This window comes from Lysobacter sp. Root916 (assembly GCF_001429785.1).
Lineage (GTDB): Bacteria > Pseudomonadota > Gammaproteobacteria > Xanthomonadales > Xanthomonadaceae > Lysobacter.
The window spans coordinates 1385488-1406653 of record NZ_LMJF01000001.1; the positions used below are offsets into that span (position 1 = coordinate 1385488).

The following is a 21166-nucleotide window of genomic DNA, read 5'->3' on the forward strand; positions in this document are numbered from 1 at the left end:
TCGCGACTTGCGTCGCTCCTACAGGACGGTGGCGCAAGTTCGCCGGCAATCTCGCCTACGACTACTGCGCCAACTCGACCGTCACCTTCGCCGGCACCCGCTCGATCCGCAGCTCGCCGTTGCGCCATTGCGCGGGCTGGCCGTCGATGCGGGTGGCGCCCGGCGCCTGCGGGTAAGGCCAGCTCAGCACCACGCCGCCGGCGGGCGGCGTCAGGCCGGCCTCCAGGCTCAGCTGCAGTTGCTTGCGCTGGCTGCGCAAACGATAGGACAGCGGGCCATAAGGCGTGCGCAGCTCGGTCACCGACACGCCCTCGTCCAGCCAGTCCGCCGGAAGACCGGCGCCGATCACCAGCGCCTCGTCCAGGTCGCGGGTATAGGCGAACAAGTCCAGCGCCGAGCGCACGTAGTCGGACTCGACCCAGGCATGCGGCAAGTCGCCGACGAAGAACGGCTTGCGCGGCGTACGTGAGACCACCTCGGCCCATTGGTTCCAGCCACGCGGCTGCTGGTCCTTGAAGAAGAAATCCAGAGCCTGGTGCGCGCGCTCGCGCCAGCCCAGGCGCACGAAGCTGCCGATGGTGCGCAGTTCGTAGGGCGTGTAGTCCTTCCACTCGCGGCGGCCGTCGCGGCGATCCACGAATTCCTTCCAGTAGCGCTCGAAGGTATTGCGCAGCAGCGCCTCGGGCAGGCGCCCCTGCTCGCCGCCGGGCGCCAGCGCGATCGTGGTCGAGGTGGCGTCGAAATCGCCGAGCTCGGCGGCGCCCGGAATGAAATCGATGCCGCGGTCGCGGGTGGCGGCGGCGATGGAGGCGTAGAGATCGTCGCGGAACTGGTCGCGCGAGGCTTTGATGCGCCGGGCCTCGTCGTCCTTACCCAGCCATTGCGCGATCTCGACCGCGTCCTTATAGCCGCGCAGCGCCCAGAAATTGTCCCAGTACGAGTGCATCGGCTTGGCCGAATAGCCCTCGTGGCTGATCGAGGCCGGCATCATGCCGTAGAAGGCCGGATTCTTCGCGCGGTTGGCCTCGGTGCGCTCGCTCAGGCGCAGCTCGTCCATGTACATCACCGCGCCCACCACGTGCGGCCACATCGCGTCGAGCAACGCGCGGTCGCGGCGGTAACGGTAGACCTCGGCGACGGTGAAGATCAGCTCGCCGTGGCTGTCGTTCTCCGGCACCGGGTCGCTGCCGCGGTCGTCCACGCAGCACGGCACCTTGCCGTTGTCGAACTGATACGGCGCGTACCAGCGCAGGAACTCCTCTGCCACGTCCTCGCGCCCCATGCGCAGCAGGCCCTCGCCTATCATCGCGCCGTCGCGGATCCAGGCGCGCGAATACGAGCGCGTGCCCGGCTGCAAACGCGGGCCGACGCGGCTGATCAGCATGTGGGCCAGGCCCGTGCGCAAGGTATCGACGATAGGCTGGCCTTGCTTCGGCACCGCAATGCGCACGCGGTCGAGTTTGTCGCGCCATTGCCGGGCCACATCATCCTGCACCTGCTGCGGCGACCGCGGCGGTGGCGGCGGCCCGGCGGGATTGGCACCGCTCAAACGCGAGTCCCAACTGAAGTCCTGGCTGGCGCCCGGAGCCAGCTCGACGGCGTAGAGCAAAGCACCGGAAGCCAGGCCGCTGGCGTCGCTGACTTCAGCGGCGCTGCTGCCGACCAGGGTGAACGGCCGCTCGTTGTCGGCGCAAGCTTGCTTGCAGAAACTCGACCAGTCCGCGTTCGCGAGGCGTTCGACCACATCGCCCTGATCGTAGGCGCTGGCGAAAGCCGCCGCGGACTTGCTGGCGCGAACACGCTCGCGGCCGGCCACCGTGAAAATCCCTTCGCTGGCGGAGATCTTGTAAATCGGGCTGACGCCGCCGACAGTATTGAGGAACTGGCTGGGCGGATTGACCTGCAAGGGGCGCGCGGCCAACACGAACACATAACGACGCGGTGAAGCGCCGGTGTTTGTGAGCCGGTAGCGCGCGTACAGCGTCGAGTCTTCGCGCACGCCCTGCGCGAACGCCGTGATATCCAGCGCGAACTCAGGGTGCGCCCATTTCACCGACGGAATCGGTAGATAGCCGTCCTGCAAGGATTGAGAGGTTTGCGCATCGGCCCAGGTGATTAGCCGATCGCCACTGACCACGAACGGCTCGATGCTGAAACCGCCCTTGCCCACCTCGATCGCGCCATCCTCGCCGATCAGGCCCTGATCTTCACCGCCATCGACGCCGACGATGGTCCAGTACGGCTGCTCGCCGCTGAAACCGCGCGGATAACGGCCGCGCGGCGCCTCCTTGGCGATCACAGCGACGAAGTCGTTGGGTGTGGCGGCGAAAGCCAAGGGCTGCACACTGAATTCGGCCAATCCAAAACCGAGCCCCGCGCCGTTCTCCGGTAGCAGCCGCAGATAGCGCGCTTCGGCTTCGGGCAGCGGAAGATGGTCGGTGCCGCCGTTGCCACCCTGCACGCCGATCGCTGGCTGCCATTGCTTGCCGTCATCGGACAGCTGCAGGCGGTAATCGGAGGCGTATTCGTCATCCGCCCAGCGCAGCACCACGCCGCCGAACTCGCGCTTGCGGCCCAGGTCGAGGGTCAGGGCCGGGTCGGGATCGGTCGCGAAGCCGGCGTGCCAAGCGGTCTTGGGATCGCCGTCGACGGCGAACTCGGCGCGGCTGCCCTGGGCCGCGGTAGTCGCGACGACACGGCCGGTCAACGGCGCGCCGTCGTCCTTCGGCAGCGGCTCGAAGGTCAGCTGGTCGAAGCACACCGAGCCCTTGCCGCCGCTGCTGTTGTAGATAGTGAATTCCAGCTTGGCGCTGCGTCGCAGGGTCGGGTCCGGCGCCGGGCCCCAGGCGCGGCTGATGTGGCGCTGTTTATAGACCACCGGCGTCCACTGCTTCGGGAACGCGTACTTGGGCCGGTTGACCCACCACACGTTGTCGCCGCTGTCGTCGACCAACTTGAACTGCAGGTCGTTGACCGGCGAGTCGCCGCGCAGTTGGAACGAGAAGGCGTAGTTGTCCGGGTACTGCATCGGCAAGGCGCGCTGCAGGCCGACATAGCCGGAGACGTCGTTGAAGTCGTAGTCCAGGCAGATCGCCTTGCCTTGCGCGCCGTCGGCGAGGCGCAACTGGCCGCTGACCTGGTTGGAGGTGACGACGGTCCAGGGGGCGGTGGATTCGAAGGTATCGAGGGTACGGGGTTTGGCGCTGGCTGGGAGACTGGTCAGGAGCAGGAGCGCAAAGCAAATCCCCCCTAGCCCCCCTTTTGCGAAGGGGGGGACCGGTGTCGGAGCAGGCGACGCGCTTGTCCTCCTCCTTTGAAAAAGGGGGACCGAGGGGGATTTGCTCTTAGACCACCGCGCCACACTCGCCAACATTCCACTCCTCATCACCATCGTCCGCTCAGCCCTTGACGCTGCCCACTAATAGGCCCTGCAGGTAATAGCGCTGCAGTACCAGGAACAGCAGCAGCACCGGCAGCACGGTGACCACCGAGCCGGCCATCATCAGTTCGTTGTCCTGCACGTGCTCGCGCGACAGCGAGGCCAGCGCCACCGGCAGGGTCTGCAGGCCGCTGTCGCTGAGCACGATCAGCGGCCACATGAAATCGTTCCAGGCGCCGAGGAAACTGAAGATCGCCAGGGTCACCAGGATCGGCTTCAGCGCGGGCAGCACGATCTGGAAGAAGATGCGGAACTCGCCGGCGCCGTCGATGCGCGCCGCTTCCAGCAGTTCGTCCGGGATCGAACGCGCGTACTGCCGCACCAGGAAGATACCGAAGATGCCGGCCATGCCCGGCACCACCGCGCCGACGTAGGTGTTGATCAGCCCGATCTGCTTGAGCATCAGGAACAGCGGCATCATCGTGACCTGGGCCGGGATCACCAGCGCCGCCAGCAAGGTGCGGAACACGCGATCGCGGCCGGCGAAGCGCAGCTTGGCGAAGGCGTAGCCGGCCATGGTGTTGAGCAGCAGCGCGACCAGGGTGGTCATCGTCGCGATCAGAAAGCTGTTGAACAGGTAGCGCCCCATGCCGATGCGCTCGAACAGCTCGTGGTAGTTGGCCAGGGTCGGATGCGCGGGCAGCAGTGGCGGCGGGAAGCTCGCCGCCTCGCCGGGCTGCATCAGCGACACCGACAGCATCCACAGCAGCGGCGCCAGGCTCAGTATCGCCAGGCCCAGCAGCAGGCCGTTGACGATGGCGCGCGCCAGACGCGGGCTCATCACTCCACCCCCTTGCGGCGCGCGAACCACAGCAGGCCGCTGGTGACCGCGGTCATCAGCACGAACAACAGGAACGCGACCGCCGAGGCGTTGCCCAGGTTCCACCACTTGAAGCCTTCTTCGTACATCAGGTACAGCACGCTGACCGTGCTCTGCAGCGGACCGCCCTGGGTGATCACGTAGGGCTCGGCGAACAGTTGGAAGTAGCCGGCAAGCGTGAGGATGCCGACCAGCACCAGCACCGGCCCCAGCATCGGCAGGGTCACGTGGCGGAACTGACGCCAGGGCGAGGCGCCGTCGATACGCGCGGCTTCGTACAGGTCTTCCGGGATCGCCTGCAGCCCTGCGAGGAAGATGATCATGTTGTAGCCGAAGTTCTTCCACACCGCGAACAGGATGATGGTGGGCATGGCCCAGGTCGGATCGCCCAGCCAGTCGATCGGATCGATGCCCAGGCCCGACAGCGCCCAGTTCACCAGGCCGTAGCGGGTGTGGAACAGATAGCGCCAGATCACCGCCACCGCCACCACCGTGGTTACCACCGGCGCGAAATAGGCGGTGCGAAAGAACGGCTTGAGGTAACCCAGCTTGGAATGCAGCAGCAGCGCCGCGCCCAGCGAGACCGCGATCGACAGCGGCACGCCGACGATCACGAAGTACATCGTGTTGCCCAGCGCGCGCCAGAACAACGGGTTCTGCAGCAGGTTGAGGTAGTTGTCGAGCCCGACGAAGCGCAGGTTGCCGATGTCCGACAGCGCGTAGATGTCGAAGTCGGTCAGGCTGAGCGCCAGCGCGGCCAGCACCGGCAAGCCGAAGAACACGCCGATCACCGTCAGCGCGGGCCCGGCGAACACCCAGCCGGCGGTGGAGGCCTTCATCGCCCTGCCCCCGCCTGCGCCGCGGCCTGGTGATCCAGCATCCAACGCCGCTTCTCCAGAATCTTGTCGGTGCGGCGGTCGAGCTCGGCCGCGGCCTCGTCCACGCTGAGACGACGGTTGGCCAGTTGCTCGCCGACCAGCTTGATCTCCATGGCGATGCGCTCCCACTCCGGCACCTTCGGCGTGGGCCGTGCGCGTTCGAGCTGGTCGCGATAGGCGCGCGCATACGGGTCAGCCGTCAGCGCCGGCGCGTTCCAGGCGCTGCGACGCGGCGGCAGGTTGCCGGTCAGGCCGTGGAAGCGGATCTGGGTTTCGGTGCGCGACAGGTACTCGACCAGTTTCCAGGCCGCGTCCTGGCGTTTGGAACCGCGGAACACCACGAAGCTGGCGCCGCCGGCGATCGAGGCGCCGGGGCCGTGCTCGCCCGGCAGCGGCATGGTCATCCAATCGCCCTGCACGTCCGCCGGCAGGCGCTTGCGGAACTCGGCGATGTTCCAGGGGCCGTTGATGTAGTAGCTGAAGTAGCCGCGGCCGAATTCGTTCCAGACGTTGGCGACCTGGGTATTGCTGAGCAGCGGCGCCCAGCGTTGGTCGAACATCTCGCGATAGAACGTCAACGCACGCTTGAAGCCCGGGCTACGAAAATTGCCGTAGCGCCCGTCTTCGCGCAGCAGCGGATCGGGCGACTGGATGCCCAGGTTGAGCAGCGGTTCGGGCTCGTTGAGCGGCAGCAGGATCGCGTAGCGGTCCGGCCCGACGTCGCGCTTGATCGCCGCCATCGCCTGGCGCCACTCGTCCCAGGTCTGCGGCGGGGTCTTGATGCCGGCGCGCTCGGCGATGTCGCGACGGTAGAACGGCAACCGCGTCTCCACATACCACGGCACCGCATAGGCCTGGCCGCCGATCACGCCGCTGTCCCAGGCACCGCTGAAATAGTCTTGCACCGCCAGCGACGGCGTCGCCGCAATGCGCGCATCCAGCGGCTGCAAGGCGTTCAACAACGCGAACTCCGGGATCCAGGTGTTGCCGATCGCGCACACGTCGGGCAGCGAATCGCCGGCGAACGCGGTCAGCAGCTTCTCGTGCGCGGAGGTGATCGGCAGTTGCTGGATCTCGACCCGGATGCCCGGGTTGAGGCGCTCGAACTCCGGGATCAGCTGGGCCACGACCTCGCCTTCGTAACCCATGGCCCAGAACCGCACCACCTTGCGGCGGTCGTCCTGGCGGCTGCAGGCCGCCGCGAGTACGCAGACGAGCAGCACCAACAGCGCCGCGAAGGCGCTGCGCACGCGCGGCGCGCGCGAGGCGCGCCGGCGATCGGGGAATGCGAATGAAATAGGCATACGCCGCAGCTTAGTCCGGCTGCTGCTTGGGCGCCTGGGCCTCGTTGGCGCGGCCCGCGCGCGACTCCGCCTCGCCCAGCGCACGCGCGGTTGCGGCCTCCTTCTCGGCCTTGGTCTGCGGCTTGGGCGTGGTCTCGGGCAGCGCTTCCTTGCCGTCGGCCTGGACCTTCGGCGGTTCCAGCCAGCCGCCCTTGAAGCCCGCGCGTTCCAGGCCGGAGCGGATGTAGGGATTGCGCTTCATCACGTTCCAGACGAAGTCGTTGCGGTAGTTGGCGATCATCGCCAGGATCGGACCCTGATCGATGCCGATGTAATCGCTGGCCACCCAGCCCTGGTTGGGCACCACCCGCCCGGTCTTGAGCGGAATGTCGTACTTGAAGCTGGGATTGAACGAATCCAGGAAGCCGTAGCTGGAATACAGGAACTCGCCGTAGCGCTCGTGCATGGCCACGGTGCTGGGGATCACGATCTCCGGCGCGAACGGCAGCGAGGCGATCGCCGCGGTCGGGGCGATGGTGCCGTCGTCGAAGTTCTCGCGCAGGCCGGCGCCGCGCGCCGAGTAGTGGCGGAACTGGCGCTGCTCGCCGCGGTATTCCTGCAGGGTCTGCTGCGGGCCGTCGCTGGCGGTCAGGCCCCAGACTTCCGGGCCGTAGTCCTCCCACTTCATCGGGTTGGCGATGGCGTAGGCGCGCTGGGCGTAGGCGGCGCGGCGGCTGTTCTCGAAGTAATCGATGCCGCGCTCGCGCATGTAGTCGTCCTGGATCCCGCGGAAATCGATCCAGACGTGGCTGTACTGGTGGCCGAACAAGGGGCCGAACGCGAGGAACTCCTCGCCCTGGTACACGCCCCAGACGTCGTTGTAGGTGCGCGTCCACACCGTCCACGCATCCGGACTGACCGGGTGGCTGGGCGAACCCAAGGCCAGTACGTACAACAGCATGGCCTCGTTGTAGCCGGTCCAGTCGTGCTTGATGAAGCCGCTCTCGGGGAACCAGCCCATCGACACCAGCGGCTTGTTCTTCTGCAGCCAGGTCCAGTCGACGCGACGGTACAGCGTGTCGGCGATCTCGCGGATCTCCTTTTCGCGCGCGTCGTCGCGGTCGTAGTAGGACTGCGCGAACAGCACGCCCATCATCAGCAGGGCGGTGTCCACGCTCGACAGCTCGACCCAGCTGTCGTAACGCTGGCCCTTCTGCATGTCGAGGAAGTGGTAGTAGAAGCCGTTGTAACTGCCCTTGCCGGTCTTCTGCGGGCCCGAGGGCAAGTCGCGGAAGAACTTCAGCGTCAGCAAGGTGCGGTCCACCGCCTGGCTGCGGCTGACCCAGCCGTTCTCGACCCCGATCGGGTACGCGGTCAGCGCATAGCCCACCGAGGCGATGCTGGCGAACGGCCGCGAGGGAAACCGGTCGGGCGTCAGCCCGTTCTGCTCGTTGGTGGTGTCCCAGAAGAACTGGAAGGTGCGCTTTTCGATGTCGCGGAACAGCGGCGGCAGCTCCATCTTGGTCGCCTTGAGCGGCTCGACCTCGACGGGGCCCGCGGGCGCGATCGGATACGTCTGGGTTTCCTGACGCTGGCAACCCGCAAAGAAGGTCAGCGATGCCACCAGCAGCATCGTGATCAGGGAGCGCGGGGCGGAAGCGGCTGACGGCATGAAACGGGGGCCTGTGATGACGGGGGCGACCGAAGCGCGGCCGCGAATGGGGGTGTGGGGTGTAGCGTCGCTCCGCCTGCCGCCCGGTAAGGGGCGGCAGGCGGGCGGGGGTTACCAGCTGAAGCCGAGCGAGAGCTTGAAGGTACGGGTTGGCATGGTGATGTCGTCGTTGTGGTTGCCGAAGTTGGGGTTCTCCACGCCATTGACGCCGCGGAAGGTCTCGAATCCGGTCCAGTTGCGGTGATTGGTGACGTTGAGGATGTCGCCGCGAACGCGCAGCTTCACATCCGTTCCCGTATCCCATTCCTTCTGTACGGCAATGTCCCACTGGAAGAACTTGGCATCATCGAAATACTCGGCCTTGAACGTGCCGTTCGCGCATCCATCCTGACCCGGCAAGGTCGCCGCCATGCAGTTCAGCGAATCCTTCGCGACCGCGCTCGTCACGACCACCTTGGTGGAGAACGTGAGACCCCAGTTCGAATAGATGCCGGTGCCGACGAAGCGATGCTTGGCGATGCCGATCGACGGGACCCAGGGATGATCGTCCAGATTGGGGTAGTCGAACACGTAATGTTCGTCGGAATTGGCCGCATTGATGCGATTCTCTTCCGAATCGGTGTAGGTGTAGGCCAGCGTCACACCCCACGGGGACTCCGCCGTGAACGGCTTCTCTGCCGACAGCAGCAGCTGGTTCATTCGCGTTTCGACGCCGTTGTCGGCCTTGATCAACGAGCCGAAGCCCGGAATCGGCTGCCCGAACGGCGCGCCGCCGAAGGTACGACCCGGTCCGTAGAACGTGCCGTCGGGGTAGCGGTTGCCGAGCGAGAAGATGATGCCGTCGTGACTGCGGATATGCACCACCGACACCGAGGTATTCCAGTCCTGATTGAACACGGCGATCGTGTTGCGCATACCCAGGCTGAACTGATCCGAGTAAGGCACCTTGATGTCGTTGTTGATCAGATTCACTTCCGAACCGCGGTTCGGATTAGCCGCCACCAACGCGTAGAGCTCCTGTGGGTTCAAGTACTTGGGATCCCAGGCGAAGCACGTAGTGTTGTTGACCGTGCAGGCGTTGCCGGGCGTATTGAACAAAAGCGTGTACGACGGGAACGTGCTCTTGGACTGTTCCAAGGCGATGTAATCGAACAAGTTGCGGTCGTAGGCTCGGCCAGCACCGCCGAAAATCACGTGCCGCTGGTCGGCGAACAGGTCGTATGAGAAGCCCAGCCTCGGCTGCCATGCGTCCTTGAACGCCTTGCGATTGTTGCCCGTGCTGATGTAGTCCTCGATGTTGTAATCGACGTTGGCGTTGTGAATGTTCGACCAGGAGCGCAGCGCGGTGACAAGATTGGCCGGCGTCACGTAGTTCTCGTAGCTCGGCGTAGTCTCGTAGTCGTAGCGCAGACCCAAGTTCAGCGTCAGCTTCTCGTTGACCTCCCAGTCGTCCTGGAAGTAGATGCCGTACTGCTTGTTGTCCGAGGAGATGTTCCGGTCGCCGACGCCGGGCAACGGCGCGCCGAAGCGCACCTGATAGGGCTGGAACGTCGCCAGCGAGTTGCGGCCGGCATCGATATTGGCCGGCAGATTGATCGAGAACTGCGGGTTATACGGCTGCTGTTCGAACGAGTTGATTTCGACGGACTTGTATTTGAAGCCCATCTTCATCGTGTGGCCTTCGATGCCGCTGAAGGTCAGATCGTCCTGGAAGCCCCAGCCCTTCTGGCCTTTGTCCTGGTAGTCCTGGCCGCCGCCGACATTGAGAACCGCACCGCGGTTGCGATTCTGGACCAGGAAGCCCGGGGACAGCGTGATCGCACGCGGATTGAAGGTTTCATCCTCGTAGGTGATGTGAGCGTCGTTGAGCCAGTTGATGCCGCTCCACTGGTAGCGCAAATCGTAACGGGTGCTTTCGTTGTCGTTGGTCTTGCCGTAGGTCTCGGTATCGCGGCCACCGATGCCCTTGATCTCGCTCTCGTCGCGCTTCTTGACCGAAAACTCGAACAAGTGATCGTCGCCCGGCTGCCAGGTCAGCTTTCCGAACCAGAGATCCTCATCGAACGGGGCCGAGGTGGGACCAGTTAGAGCTGCCAAGTCGGGAGTCAGGCCATAGCCGTTTTCCAGGGAGCCGCCGCTGATGGTCTGCGGAATCTCGAACTCCTTCTTCTCGTACGTACCGAAGAAGAACAAACGGTCTTGGATGATCGGGCCGCCGAACGCTGCGCCGTACTGAGTCTCTCCTGACGGCGCCTTACGCCCTGCCCGTTCTTCCGCTGGGGTGGGCGATCGCCAACTGGGGGTGTTATAGCGATCCCAGAAAAAATCGCCATGGAACTCGTTAGTACCCGACTTGGTCACCGCGGTGATTGCGGCGCTGCTGATCTGGTCGTACTCGGCCTTGTAGTTCGAGGTGATGACCTTGTACTCGCCGATCGCCAGCTGCGGGAACGGGTTGCCGCGGCTCGCGTCCTGTCCGCTGATGCCGCCCTTCAGCACATAGCCCTTCTGCCCAACGCCGTCGATGAAGACGTTGATGCCGTTCGCGCTCTGCGCACCGCTGCGCAACTGGGTCGAACCGTCGCCCTTCGTATCGAAGATCACGCCCGGCACGATATCCGCGAACGCCAGGAAGTTACGCGACGTCTGCGGCAGCGCCTCGATCTGGCGCTGGGTGATGTAGGTCGCCACTTCCGAGGTCTTGGTCTCGAACACCGGCGCGGCGGTCACGGTCACCGCGTCGATGTTGGTCGCCTCGCCTGCGGGCGCGGTCTCGGCCACGCCTCCGGTCGACAGGTTCACGGTGGCTGTCTGACCGACCTGGACGGTGATGGTCTTGGAATTGGTCTGCCCGCCCGCGCTTACATCGATTCGGTAGGTACCCGGCGGTAGGCCGGCCACGGCGTAACCGCCGTTGGCAGTGGACTGCACGCTACGGGTCAAACCGGTAGCGACATTGGTGGCGGTGACCTTCGCGTCGGTCGCCGGCGCCGAATCCACGGTCACCTGACCTCGGATGGTGGCGGCGGTGGACTGGGCGAAGGCGGCGGGGGCGGCCATCGCCAGGCAGCTGGCCAGGGCGCAGGCTAACAATCTCGGCGTGGGCCGACGGGTCGAGCGGTGATACGGCTTCATATGCTTTCCCTCTCTCCAAGAAGCATTCGAGCTGGTTGAAAACGGTTACATCAACACGTAAAAAAAGGTCGTCATGCGCTTCCGCTGCGCTTGTTTTCCGCGGACGCGCTGGAGGCGCGCACGATCAGTTCCGGACGCAGGGCCTCGCGCCCCTCGTCCGCATGGGCTTCGCCGGCGATCTGCGTCAGCAGCAGCCGCGCGGCGCGGGCGCCGAGTTCGGCGATATTGACCCGCATGGTGGTCAAGGTCGGGTGCACGTAACGCGCCAGCGGGATGTCGTCGAAGCCGGCCAGCGCGATCTCGCCCGGCACGTCCACCCCGCCCTGCGCGAACACGAACAGACAGCCCAGGGCCATCATGTCGTTGGCCGCGAACACCGCATCCGGGCGCTGTTTGGCACCGAGGATCTCCAGCCCGGCCTGATGGCCCGAGGCCTCATCGAAGTCGCCCGGCAGCACCCATTCCTCGGCATCGGGCAGCAGGCGATTGAGCGCGTCGCGGTAACCGCGCAGGCGCTCGTGGGCGTCGAAGTTGTCGCTGGGGCCGGCGATGAAGGCGATGCGGCGATGCCCGGAGGCGACCAGGTGTTCGACCATCGCCACGGCGCCGCCGTAGTTGTCCACGCCCAGCGAGATCACGCCCGCGGTCGCATGTTGGGTATTGATCAGCACCGTCGGCAGGGTCGGCGCGAGTTCCTCGGCCAGCGGGCCGGGCGCGGCCACGAACGGCGACATCACCAGCAGGCCGTCGACGCGACCGCGCATGGCGCGCAACGCGGCGCCCTGCTCCTCCGGGTGACCGTGGTAGCTGGAGACCAGCAGGTGCAGACGGTGCTCGCGGGCGACCTGGTCGATGCCGCGCACCAGTTCGGAGAAGAACTCGCCGTGCAGGTCCGGCAGCACCACGCCCAGGGTCTGGGTGCGGCGGCTGCTGAGGCTGCGCGCGGCGGCGTGCGGGGTGTAACGCAGTTCATTGGCGGCGGCCAGCACGCGGCGACGCACTTCCTCGGCCACGTTGCCGTGTCCGTTGAGCGCACGCGATACGGTGGCCACGGAAACCTGGGCCACTCTCGCTACATCTTTGATGGTTACGCTGGTCACGCCCTGAACCGCCCCTCCGCGGTTGGGATGCGGGGCCGACTGTAAACGTTTTCAAACACGAGTGTAAAGTTCGTGTTATCCAAGCCGGCCTCGGCGATAAATCCTTGCAGGAACAACAGGCTTGGCCTGCCGTACATGCTGCACTGCGGCATCATGCGGCGCCCTAGCCCTCCCCAGGCGCCCTCGCCTTGATCGCCAGCGCATGGATATCGGTGGTCATCATCTCCCCCAACGCAGCGTACACCGCCCGGTGACGCGCGATCGGGTTGAGGCCAGCGAAGGCCGCGCTGACGATCTCGACGTTGTAGTGCCCTCGCCCGTCCTGCGCCCCGGCATGACCGGCGTGGCGGTGGCTGTCGTCGACCACGCTGAGCGATTCGGGCGACAGCGCGGCTTCGAGGGCGGCCCGGATCGCGTCCACGCGTTGCTCGCGCGGCAGCGGGCCGGCGCTCACGGCAACACCCGCTTGAACGGGCGCACGTCGACGCGGGTGTAGACGCCGGCGGCGACGTAGGGGTCGGCGTCGGCCCAGGCGCGCGCGTCTTCCAATGAATCGAACTCGGCCACGATCAGGCTGCCGCTGAAACCGGCCGGGCCGGGATCTTCGGCGTCGATCGCCGGACACGGGCCGGCCAGCATCAGACGGCCTTCGTCGCGCAGCGCGAGCAGGCGCGCGAGGTGGTCCGGACGCGCGGCCAGACGTTGCGGCAGCACGTCGCTGCCGTCATACCCTTCGATGAGATACCACATGTGATTCCGATCAACCTCCAAGCGTGATGCGGGGTTCTGGGTTCAGCAAATTGGGGGAAATCCCGATTGCATGAACACAGGGCGAGCGCGTCCTAATCGCTGCGTCCCGCACAGGGGAACGTGACAACCGGGACATCTTCATTCAGGCGGCAGCGCCGCCATCTACTCAGGAGGAGTGACATGAAGTCGAATTCCGTGAAGGCCACGGCCGCGATCGTGAGCATGATACTCGCAGGTTCCGCGGTTGCCGCCGGCAAGCCGCTGGTCAGCAGCACCGCCACGCTGGCCAAGGCCGGCAACGACGTCGCACTGGAAAGTCTGCTGTCCAGCGCCTCGACCGCCAACGTGCGCTTGGTCCAGGTCGACGCGAGCGCGGTGGACGGGTCGCAGATCGAAATCGAGCTCGACGGGCGCGTGCTCACCGCCAACCGCAACAAGGTCGAACGCACCGAGACCGGCGACACCGTGTGGTACGGCAACTTCGGCCCGCGCGTGAGCGCCAAAACCCTGTCGGGCGTGGATCCGCTGAACTCGGCGATCCTGGTGCGCAGCGGCGACACCGTCACCGGCACCCTGCGCAGCAACGGCAAGCTCTATCGGGTGCGTCCGCTGCCCGGCGGCGAACACGCGATCGTCGAGGTCGACGAGAGCCGCCTGCCGGCCGAGCATCCGCACGATTACAACCGCCTGCCGACCATCCGCATGGCCGCGCCCGCGGACGACGGCCGCGTCGGCGCGCTCGGCATTCCGCCGGGACCGACGGCGACCATCCGGGTGATGGTGGTGGCGACCAACCAGGCGGTGGCGGCCTACGGCGGCAACATGCAGTCGCTGATCCAGCTGGCGGTGGCCGAGTCCAACCAGGGCTACGTCAACAGCAACGTCGGCATCAATCTGGTGCTGGCCAGCTACACCACCACCAGCTACACCGAGTCGGGCAACTTCAGCACCGACCTGGCCCGCTTCCGCGGCACCAGCGACGGCTACATGGACAACATCCACACCACCCGCAACAGCAGCGCGGCCGACGTCGGCGTGATCGTCCTCAATAACAGCTCGTACTGCGGGCTGGCCTCGGGCATCGGTTCGACCGCGGCCACCGCGTTCGCGTCGGTGTACTGGGATTGCGCGACCGGCTACTACAGCTTCGCCCACGAGATCGGCCACCTGCAGAGCGCGCGCCACGACCCGGCCACCGATCCGTCCACCAGCCCCTACGCCTACGGCCACGGCTATCGCTATCAGCCGGCCACGGGGACCCGCTGGCGCACGATCATGGCCTACAACTGCAGCCCCAGCTGCACGCGCCTGAACTACTGGTCCAACCCCAGCATCAGCTATGGCGGTGTGCCGATGGGCACCGCGACCCAGAGCGACAACCAGCGCGTGCTGGTCAACACCAAGGCCACGGTCGCCGCCTTCCGGCCCTGAACGGCCTCGCCTCGAACGGCCATGCCCCTGCCGGCGTGGCCGTTCATCGGCGCAGGCGCGCGATCCAAACCCGGGCCGGGCCCCGCGAGTCGTCCGGCCCCTCCAGCACGCCCCGCTGAACGCCGGGATACTCCGGCGTGCACCTCCAGCGCCGGCCCCCCGGCCGGCGCTGGACACTGCGCGCGTCAGCGCTTACCCTAAGTCTCAACGCCCGAGGCCGGACGCAGCGGCCCGTCGCGACAGGTTCCCCACACCGTCGCCACGACTCAGCACCGCTGCAGACCACCGGCCCGCGCCCGCAACCCTCTCGAACGTCGTCGCCACGCGGTATGCGCGGCACGGGCCGAGCCGTTCGGGCCCAGCTCCGACTTTATTGAGTTACGCCTCGCCTTCGTCCAGGCCGGACCGCGCCCGTTGCCGGTTGGCTACAGGCACCGCCCGCGGTGCCGGATCGTCGTGCGCGGATGTGGTTGCCGAGGTCTGTCTTCACCCGGCGCCGCCGAGTCGCGAACACCGCGCTCGTTGCGTCGCCATCAGCAGTACCCACGGCCCGGAGGGGCCGGCCCAGCATGACCAACGAAAACGTGTCCGACGAAGCGCAGCCCGACGAGAGCGCGCCCGACGCCTCCGCAGCGGAGCCCTCCGCCGCCGGCGCCGAGCCCGCGTCGCCCGCGCCCGACGACACCACCCCGGCGGCCGATGGCGCGGCGACGACCGCCGCCCACCGTCCGCAGCAGCAGGAAATGCCGCTGGCGATGATCCACGGCCAGCCGGTGCTGCAGATCCCGCAGGACCTGTACATCCCGCCGGACGCGCTGGAAGTGATCCTCGAAGCGTTCGAAGGCCCGCTGGACCTGTTGCTGTACCTGATCCGGCGCCAGAACCTGGACATCCTGGACATCCCGGTGGCGGACATCACCCGCCAGTACGTGCAGTACATCCAGGCCATGCACGAGATGCGCTTCGAGCTAGCCGCCGACTACCTGGTCATGGCCGCGATGCTGGCCGAGATCAAATCGCGCATGCTGCTGCCGCGCGCGCCCAACGAGGAAGGCATCGAGGAAGACCCGCGCGCCGACCTGGTGCGCCGCCTGCAGGAGTACGAGCGCTTCAAGAAGGCGGCCGAGGACATCGACGCCCTGCCCCGCCAGGACCGTGACACGGTGCCGGTGCAGGCCTTCGTGCCCGACCGCGCCTCGATCCGCCTGCCGCCGCCGGTGGACCTGAAGGAAATGCTGCTGGCCCTGCACGACGTGTTCAAGCGCGCCGAGCTGTACACCCAGCACGCGATCAAGCGCGACGCGCTGAGCGTGCGCCAGCGCATGGGCGAGCTGCTCACGCGCATGGCAGACGGCGTGTTCCACCGCTTCGAGTCGCTGTTCACGGTCGAGGAAGGCCGGCTCGGCGTGGTGGTGACCTTCCTGGGCCTGCTGACGCTGGCCAAGGAGCAACTGATCGAGATCGTCCAGGAAGGCCCGCTGGAGCCGATCTACGTCAAGTCGCTGGCGCTGATGAAGGACCCCGACGAGATCGAACTCAGCAGCGAGTTCGACCACGCCGCCAACGACGATCCCAACGCATGAGCCTGACCCTGCGCGCTTCCGCCGGCCTTGGCCGCGCATCGAACGCCGCAGCGCCGCCGCAAGGCACCTAACGGTAAGAACACGCACGCCCCATGGATCAACATTTCATCACCCGCATCGTCGAGGCCGCCCTGCTCGCGGCCAACCAGCCGCTGACCCTGGCGCAGCTGCACTCGCTGTTCCCGGAAGACCAGCCGGCCCCCGCCGACAGCGTCGAGCAGGCGCTGGAAACCCTGCGCGAAGGCTGCGCGGAACGCGGCGTGGAACTGGTGGAGCTGGCCTCTGGCTTCCGCTACCAGGTCCAGTCCGACGTGCACCCCTGGGTCGCGCGCCTGTGGACCGAGCGCCAGACCCGCTACACCCGCGCCACCCTGGAAACCCTGGCCCTGATCGCCTACCGCCAGCCGATCACGCGCGGCGAGATCGAGCAGGTCCGCGGCGTCGCGGTCAACAGCAACATCATCAAGGCCCTGGAAGAGCGCGAGTGGATCCGTGTGGTCGGCCACCGCGACGTGCCCGGCAAGCCGGCCCTGTTCGGCACCACCAAGACCTTCCTGGACTACTTCGGCCTCAAGCGCCTGGACGAGCTGCCGCCGCTGTCGGAGCTCAAGGACATCGGCGAGCTGGAGCCGCAGCTGCAGTTCGACGGTCCGCCCGCGCCCAGCCAGATCGAGGCCGGCGGCATCGGCAACGCGGGCGATGAGGACGGCGCGGCCGGCAACGATGAAGCCGATGGCGAAGACGCCGGCAATGACGAGACCGCCGGCGACGACAGCGACACCGCAACGAATGCCAGCGACAACGAGGCCGTGGATCTCGACGATGGCGACGCCGAACCCGAAGCCGGCGACGAAACCCAAGACAACGAAGACGCCGCCGGCGAACCCGCCGACGACGATCAGCAAGACTCCGAATCCGTCCCCATGGACGACCCCGATGCCGCGCCGGGCGAGCGCGCGGCAGACGCGAACGATCACGAGCAAGACCCTCACGCCGTCGAGACGACGACCGTTCCGAACACAGAGGCCGAGTCCGAAGACGACCGGCCGGAGCAACAGAAATGAGCGAACAAAAACCCCGCAAGCTTTCCCTGAAGCGCAGCGGTGACGCCGCCTCCACCGAGGCGCCGCGTCTGGAAGAGCGTCTGCACAAAGTGCTGGCGCAGGCCGGACTGGGCTCGCGCCGTGCGCTGGAACAGCGCATCGCCGATGGTCTGGTCAAGGTCAACGGCGAGACCGCGCAAATCGGCATGAGCATCAAGGGCGGCGACAAGATCGAGCTCGACGGCCGCAGCTTCGTCGCCAGCGCGCTGACCGAGCCGGCCCGCGTGCTGATGTACAACAAGCCCGAAGGCGAAGTCACCACCCGTGAAGACCCCGAAGGCCGCCCGACCATCTTCGAATCCCTGCCGGCGCTCAAGGGCGCGCGCTGGATCGCGATCGGCCGCCTCGACATCAACACCACCGGTCTGCTCCTGCTGACCACCGACGGTGAGCTCGCCAACGCGCTGATGCACCCGTCGTTCGAGGTCGAACGCGAGTACGTGTGCCGCGTGCGCGCGCCGGAAGGCCAGGACAAGGTCGCCGACAATATCGTCGACCGCCTCGCCCGCGGCGTCTCGCTCGAGGACGGCCCGGCCAAGTTCGACGAGATCGAGCGCGTCGGCGGCAGCGATTCGCACGACTGGTTCCGGGTGGTGGTGAAGGAAGGCCGCAACCGCGAAGTGCGCCGCCTCTGGGAATCCCAGGGCTGCCAGGTCAGCCGCCTCAAGCGCATCCGCTACGGCAGCGTCTCGCTGCCGCGCGAACTGCTGCGCGGCCAATCGCAGGAGCTCGCTTCCGACAAGGTCGAGTCGCTGCGCGGCGAACTGGGCCTGGAAGACGGCACGCCGTCGGCACTGACCCTGCAGCCGGTGATCGGCCAGCGCAAGGCGGCCAAGTCCACCGTGCACCTGTCCGGCGGCGAGCGTTCGCAGGGCTACGTGGGCGGCCACAACACCGCCGACGAAGGTCGCGAACTGCGCCGCTTCGATCACGTGCGCGAAGATCGCGGCGGCCGCGGCCGCGGCGGCCCGCGCAAGCACGGCGGTCTCACGGTCAGCGGCGAAGCCGCGGCCAATCAATCGCAGAAGCCGTTCAAGCAGCGCAAGGACAAGGGTCCCAAGCCGCTGCCGGACGGCAATCCGGCCGCATTCCGCACCTGGTACGTGCCCGACGGTGTCGACACCGGCCCCAGCGGTCATCGCAATCCCGACGCTCGCGGCCCGAAGAAGCCTTACGGCGGCAAGCCGGGCGGCGGCGGCGGTCGTGCCGGCGCGGGTGCTGGCGGCGGCGCGCGCAGCGGCGGCGGTTACGGCGGTGGCGGCCAGGGCCGCTCCGAGCGCGGCCCCGGCGGCGGTGGCGGCTACGGCGGCGAACGCAGCGGCGGCGGCAACAGCCCCTACGGCGAACGTCGTGGCGGCGGTGGCGGCGGTCAGGGACAAAGCCAGGGTCAGGGCCAGCGCTCGCGTCCCTACGGCCACCCGGGCAACGCGCCCAGCTTCCCGTCCGACCACGCCAATCCCGGCGGCTTCAACCCCTACGGCGATCGTCCGCGCAGCCCGCGTCCGGCCGGCGGCCCGGGTGGCCCGGGCGGCAAGCCCGGCGGTCGTCCCGGTGGCGCTCCGCGCCCCGGCGGCGCGCGCCCGAACGCCAACGGCCCGCGTCCCGGCGGCCCGCGCGGCGGCGGCCGTCCCGGCGGCGGTCGCGGCCCGCGCGGTTAAGCGCTGGCGAGCGGTAACGAAGAAAAGGCGCTGCGGCGCCTTTTCTTTTGCGTGTAGCCTTCCCTTCCGGTGAGATCAGCCTGCCCCGCCCCTACGCGGCAACAGCGCACTCGGTGCGACAATTCGACCCATGCACTTCGAAATGCTCGCCGCGCGCACCGGCATCGCCCTGCCCTCGTCCTTCATCAGGCTGCAGGCGGATGGCAGAACGCGCTACGGCGACAACCTGGAAGATTGGAAATCCAACTGGCTCGAGTACAGCCTGAAGGCGCAGCCACTGCTGTCGTGCGCCTACGACCTGGAATGGATAGATCCAGCGCAGGCCGATGAGATCGTAGAGGGCTGGCTCAACCCCCGCTTTCAGGACGGTCGCAGGTTTCTGCCTTTCGCCATCTCCGGCGCCGGCGACGCCTACTGCCTGATGCCCAGCGCCGACGGTGGGGTCGGCGTCGGAATGATCTGGCACGACCGGGACGACAGCGCGATCGAGTCGGCGATCTTCGAGCACTTCCTGTTCGCCGCGCTGGTCGAAAGCGCTGCCGATTTCGAACACCTGCTAGAGGATTTCTCGCCCGCTCAGGCGCGCGAGTGCGTGCTGTCCAACATACGCATGGCCGCCGCTTATCTGCCCATGGAACTGAATCTGGCGCTGGCGGAATCGATTCCGCAGGACCCGCCGGGCGACGAAGGCGCGACCGGCATGATCTCGCGGGCGCTGGGCGATGCGACCTTGAGCGTGTTGCCGGCGTTCGAACCGACGCGCTTCCCCGTGCTGCCGCGCTGGCGCTGCGGCGAGGGCTGACGCGGCAGGCGCCGCCCCGGCGCCCGGACTTCACATTCGCCCCATCCAGGCTTCATCGCCAGGCGCGACAGTGGCCGCGCCCTTCGATCAGGACGCCCGCCATGCCCCTACACGACACTTCCTACGATTGCGACGTGCTGGTGGTCGGCGCCAGCTTCGCCGGCGCCGCCTGCGCGCTCGCGGCGGCGCGCGCGGGTCTGCGCGTGACCGTGCTGGAGCGCAAGACCGATCCTGGCGAGCGCCTGCATACCACCGGCATCGTGGTCAAGGAAGCCGCGGAACAAACCTGGCTGAGCCGCGCGCCCAGCGACTGCCTGCATCGCGTCGAGCGCGTGCGTCTGTACTCGCCGCGCCTGCAAAGCCTGGCTCTGAACGCGCCCGGCTACTACTTCCTCACCACCGACACGCCGCGGCTGATGCGCTGGCTGGCCGACGAACTGCGCCGCAACGGCGTCGATCTGCGCCTGGGCGCTTCGTTCACCCAGGCCCAGCGCGACGGCGACGGCTGGCGCATCGAGGGCATGTCGCAGGGGTTGCTGCCGATCCGATGCCGCGCACGCTGCCTGGTCGGCGCCGACGGCGCCAAGTCGCGCGTGGCCGAGCGCACCGGTTTGGGCCGGGTCAACGAATTCCTGTACGGCATCGAGTACGAATTCGCCGGCGCGCAACTGCCCGAGCCCGACGCCCTGCACTGCTTCGTCAGCAAGCGCTACGCGCCGGGCTACATCGGCTGGGTCGCGCAGAACCCCACCGGCGTGCAGGCCGGCCTGGCCCTGCGCCACGATCCCGAGCGCGCGCGCGTGCCCGATATCGACGGATTCCTGGCCCGCGTGGGCGCCTTGGTCGGCCTGCCCACCGCCGCGCCCGACGCAACCCGGGCCGGGCTGATTCCCTGCAGCGGCCCGGTGTTCCCGCTGGCGCGCGACGGCGCGCTGCTGACCGGCGACGCCGCCGGCATCGTCTCGCCGGTGACCGCCGGCGGCATCCACTCGGCCTGGGCGCACGGCTGGACCCTGGGCCAGGCTTTGGCCGCGCACGTGCGCAGCGGCGGCCCCGCGCCGGAGCAGGTCGCGATCGACAGCGCGCCGCGCTTCCGCACCAAGCGCGCCCTGCGCTGGGCCTTCGACCGCTTCCAGTTCGACTGGCCCTTCGATCTGCTGCTGCACTCCGCGCCGCTGCGCTGGGCCGCCGAGCAGGTCTACTTCCACAAGCGCGGCGACAGCCAGGCGCGGGTGCTGCGGCGGGCCGAGTGATCCATCCTTATCGCGAGCGTACGTTCGTAGGGTGCGGTGAGCGTATGCGAACCGCATCATCGCACCCTCCAGCGCCCGCGACGGTGCGGTTATCGCCGCACCCTACGAGCTCGCATGCCCCATTGAAAAAAGGGGAATGAGGGAGATTTTCCGTGTGATGTGCGCATGCGATCCGACACACTCACCATAGACGTAGGGTGTGGTGAGCGTATGCGAACCGCACCATCGCACCGTCCAGCGCCCGCGACGGTGCGGTTAT

15 protein-coding genes are annotated in these 21166 nt (G+C 67.3%); 6 read left to right on the forward strand and 9 right to left on the reverse strand.

The features are described from left to right. Positions 1 to 61 precede the first annotated feature (61 nt). The 9 genes from ASE35_RS06265 to ASE35_RS06305 form a co-directional block, all read right to left on the reverse strand. Positions 62 to 3244 carry a discoidin domain-containing protein gene (locus ASE35_RS06265; protein ID WP_157489332.1) on the reverse strand — a complete coding sequence of 1061 codons (3183 nt, stop codon included), beginning with the start codon at positions 3242 to 3244 and terminating at the stop codon, positions 62 to 64. 154 nt (positions 3245 to 3398) lie between these two features. After that, positions 3399 to 4220, reverse strand: coding sequence for a carbohydrate ABC transporter permease (locus ASE35_RS06270; RefSeq protein WP_057163248.1), 822 nt, complete (start codon positions 4218 to 4220; stop codon positions 3399 to 3401). Beyond that, positions 4220 to 5098, reverse strand: a complete 879-nt coding sequence (locus ASE35_RS06275; RefSeq protein ID WP_056175162.1) for a sugar ABC transporter permease — start codon at positions 5096 to 5098, stop codon at positions 4220 to 4222. Before ASE35_RS06275 ends, ASE35_RS06270 begins: the two co-directional genes overlap by 1 nt. After that, positions 5095 to 6441, reverse strand: a complete 1347-nt coding sequence (locus ASE35_RS06280) for a sugar ABC transporter substrate-binding protein (RefSeq protein ID WP_082611137.1) — start codon at positions 6439 to 6441, stop codon at positions 5095 to 5097. Before ASE35_RS06280 ends, ASE35_RS06275 begins: the two co-directional genes overlap by 4 nt. A gap of 10 nt (positions 6442 to 6451) precedes the next feature. After that, positions 6452 to 8092, reverse strand: coding sequence for a glucoamylase family protein (locus tag ASE35_RS06285; RefSeq protein ID WP_057163250.1), 1641 nt, complete (start codon positions 8090 to 8092; stop codon positions 6452 to 6454). A 111-nt stretch (positions 8093 to 8203) separates the two neighbouring features. Beyond that, positions 8204 to 11227: a TonB-dependent receptor gene (locus ASE35_RS06290; protein ID WP_057163251.1), complete on the reverse strand. Its 3024-nt coding sequence runs from the start codon at positions 11225 to 11227 to the stop codon at positions 8204 to 8206. Positions 11228 to 11298: 71 nt separating this feature from the next. Beyond that, positions 11299 to 12327, reverse strand: a complete 1029-nt coding sequence (locus ASE35_RS06295; protein ID WP_057163252.1) for a LacI family DNA-binding transcriptional regulator — start codon at positions 12325 to 12327, stop codon at positions 11299 to 11301. A gap of 163 nt (positions 12328 to 12490) precedes the next feature. Beyond that, the gene (locus ASE35_RS06300; protein ID WP_057159858.1) at positions 12491 to 12766 is read right to left on the reverse strand and encodes a BolA family protein; all 276 of its coding nucleotides are present in this window, start codon (positions 12764 to 12766) and stop codon (positions 12491 to 12493) included. 11 nt (positions 12767 to 12777) lie between these two features. Continuing rightward, positions 12778 to 13077 carry a YciI family protein gene (locus ASE35_RS06305; RefSeq protein WP_056175184.1) on the reverse strand — a complete coding sequence of 100 codons (300 nt, stop codon included), beginning with the start codon at positions 13075 to 13077 and terminating at the stop codon, positions 12778 to 12780. 180 nt (positions 13078 to 13257) lie between these two features. Between ASE35_RS06305 and ASE35_RS06310 the strand changes: the two genes are divergently transcribed. The 6 genes from ASE35_RS06310 (at position 13258) to ASE35_RS06335 (ending at position 20907) form a co-directional block, all read left to right on the forward strand. Beyond that, on the forward strand, positions 13258 to 14508 hold the full coding sequence (locus ASE35_RS06310; protein ID WP_057163253.1) for a zinc-dependent metalloprotease: 1251 nt from the start codon (positions 13258 to 13260) through the stop codon (positions 14506 to 14508). 569 nt (positions 14509 to 15077) lie between these two features. Further along, positions 15078 to 16091: a ScpA family protein gene (locus tag ASE35_RS06315; protein WP_082576297.1), complete on the forward strand. Its 1014-nt coding sequence runs from the start codon at positions 15078 to 15080 to the stop codon at positions 16089 to 16091. A gap of 92 nt (positions 16092 to 16183) precedes the next feature. Continuing rightward, positions 16184 to 17155, forward strand: a complete 972-nt coding sequence (gene scpB, locus ASE35_RS06320; RefSeq protein WP_056175191.1) for an SMC-Scp complex subunit ScpB — start codon at positions 16184 to 16186, stop codon at positions 17153 to 17155. Further along, positions 17152 to 18852 carry a pseudouridine synthase gene (locus tag ASE35_RS06325; RefSeq protein WP_057163254.1) on the forward strand — a complete coding sequence of 567 codons (1701 nt, stop codon included), beginning with the start codon at positions 17152 to 17154 and terminating at the stop codon, positions 18850 to 18852. The genes scpB and ASE35_RS06325 overlap by 4 nt, the downstream gene beginning before the upstream one ends. 130 nt (positions 18853 to 18982) lie before the next feature. Further along, positions 18983 to 19654 carry an SMI1/KNR4 family protein gene (locus tag ASE35_RS06330; protein WP_057163255.1) on the forward strand — a complete coding sequence of 224 codons (672 nt, stop codon included), beginning with the start codon at positions 18983 to 18985 and terminating at the stop codon, positions 19652 to 19654. A gap of 101 nt (positions 19655 to 19755) precedes the next feature. Then, positions 19756 to 20907 carry an NAD(P)/FAD-dependent oxidoreductase gene (locus ASE35_RS06335; RefSeq protein WP_057163256.1) on the forward strand — a complete coding sequence of 384 codons (1152 nt, stop codon included), beginning with the start codon at positions 19756 to 19758 and terminating at the stop codon, positions 20905 to 20907. The last annotated feature ends 259 nt before the right edge of the window (positions 20908 to 21166 follow it).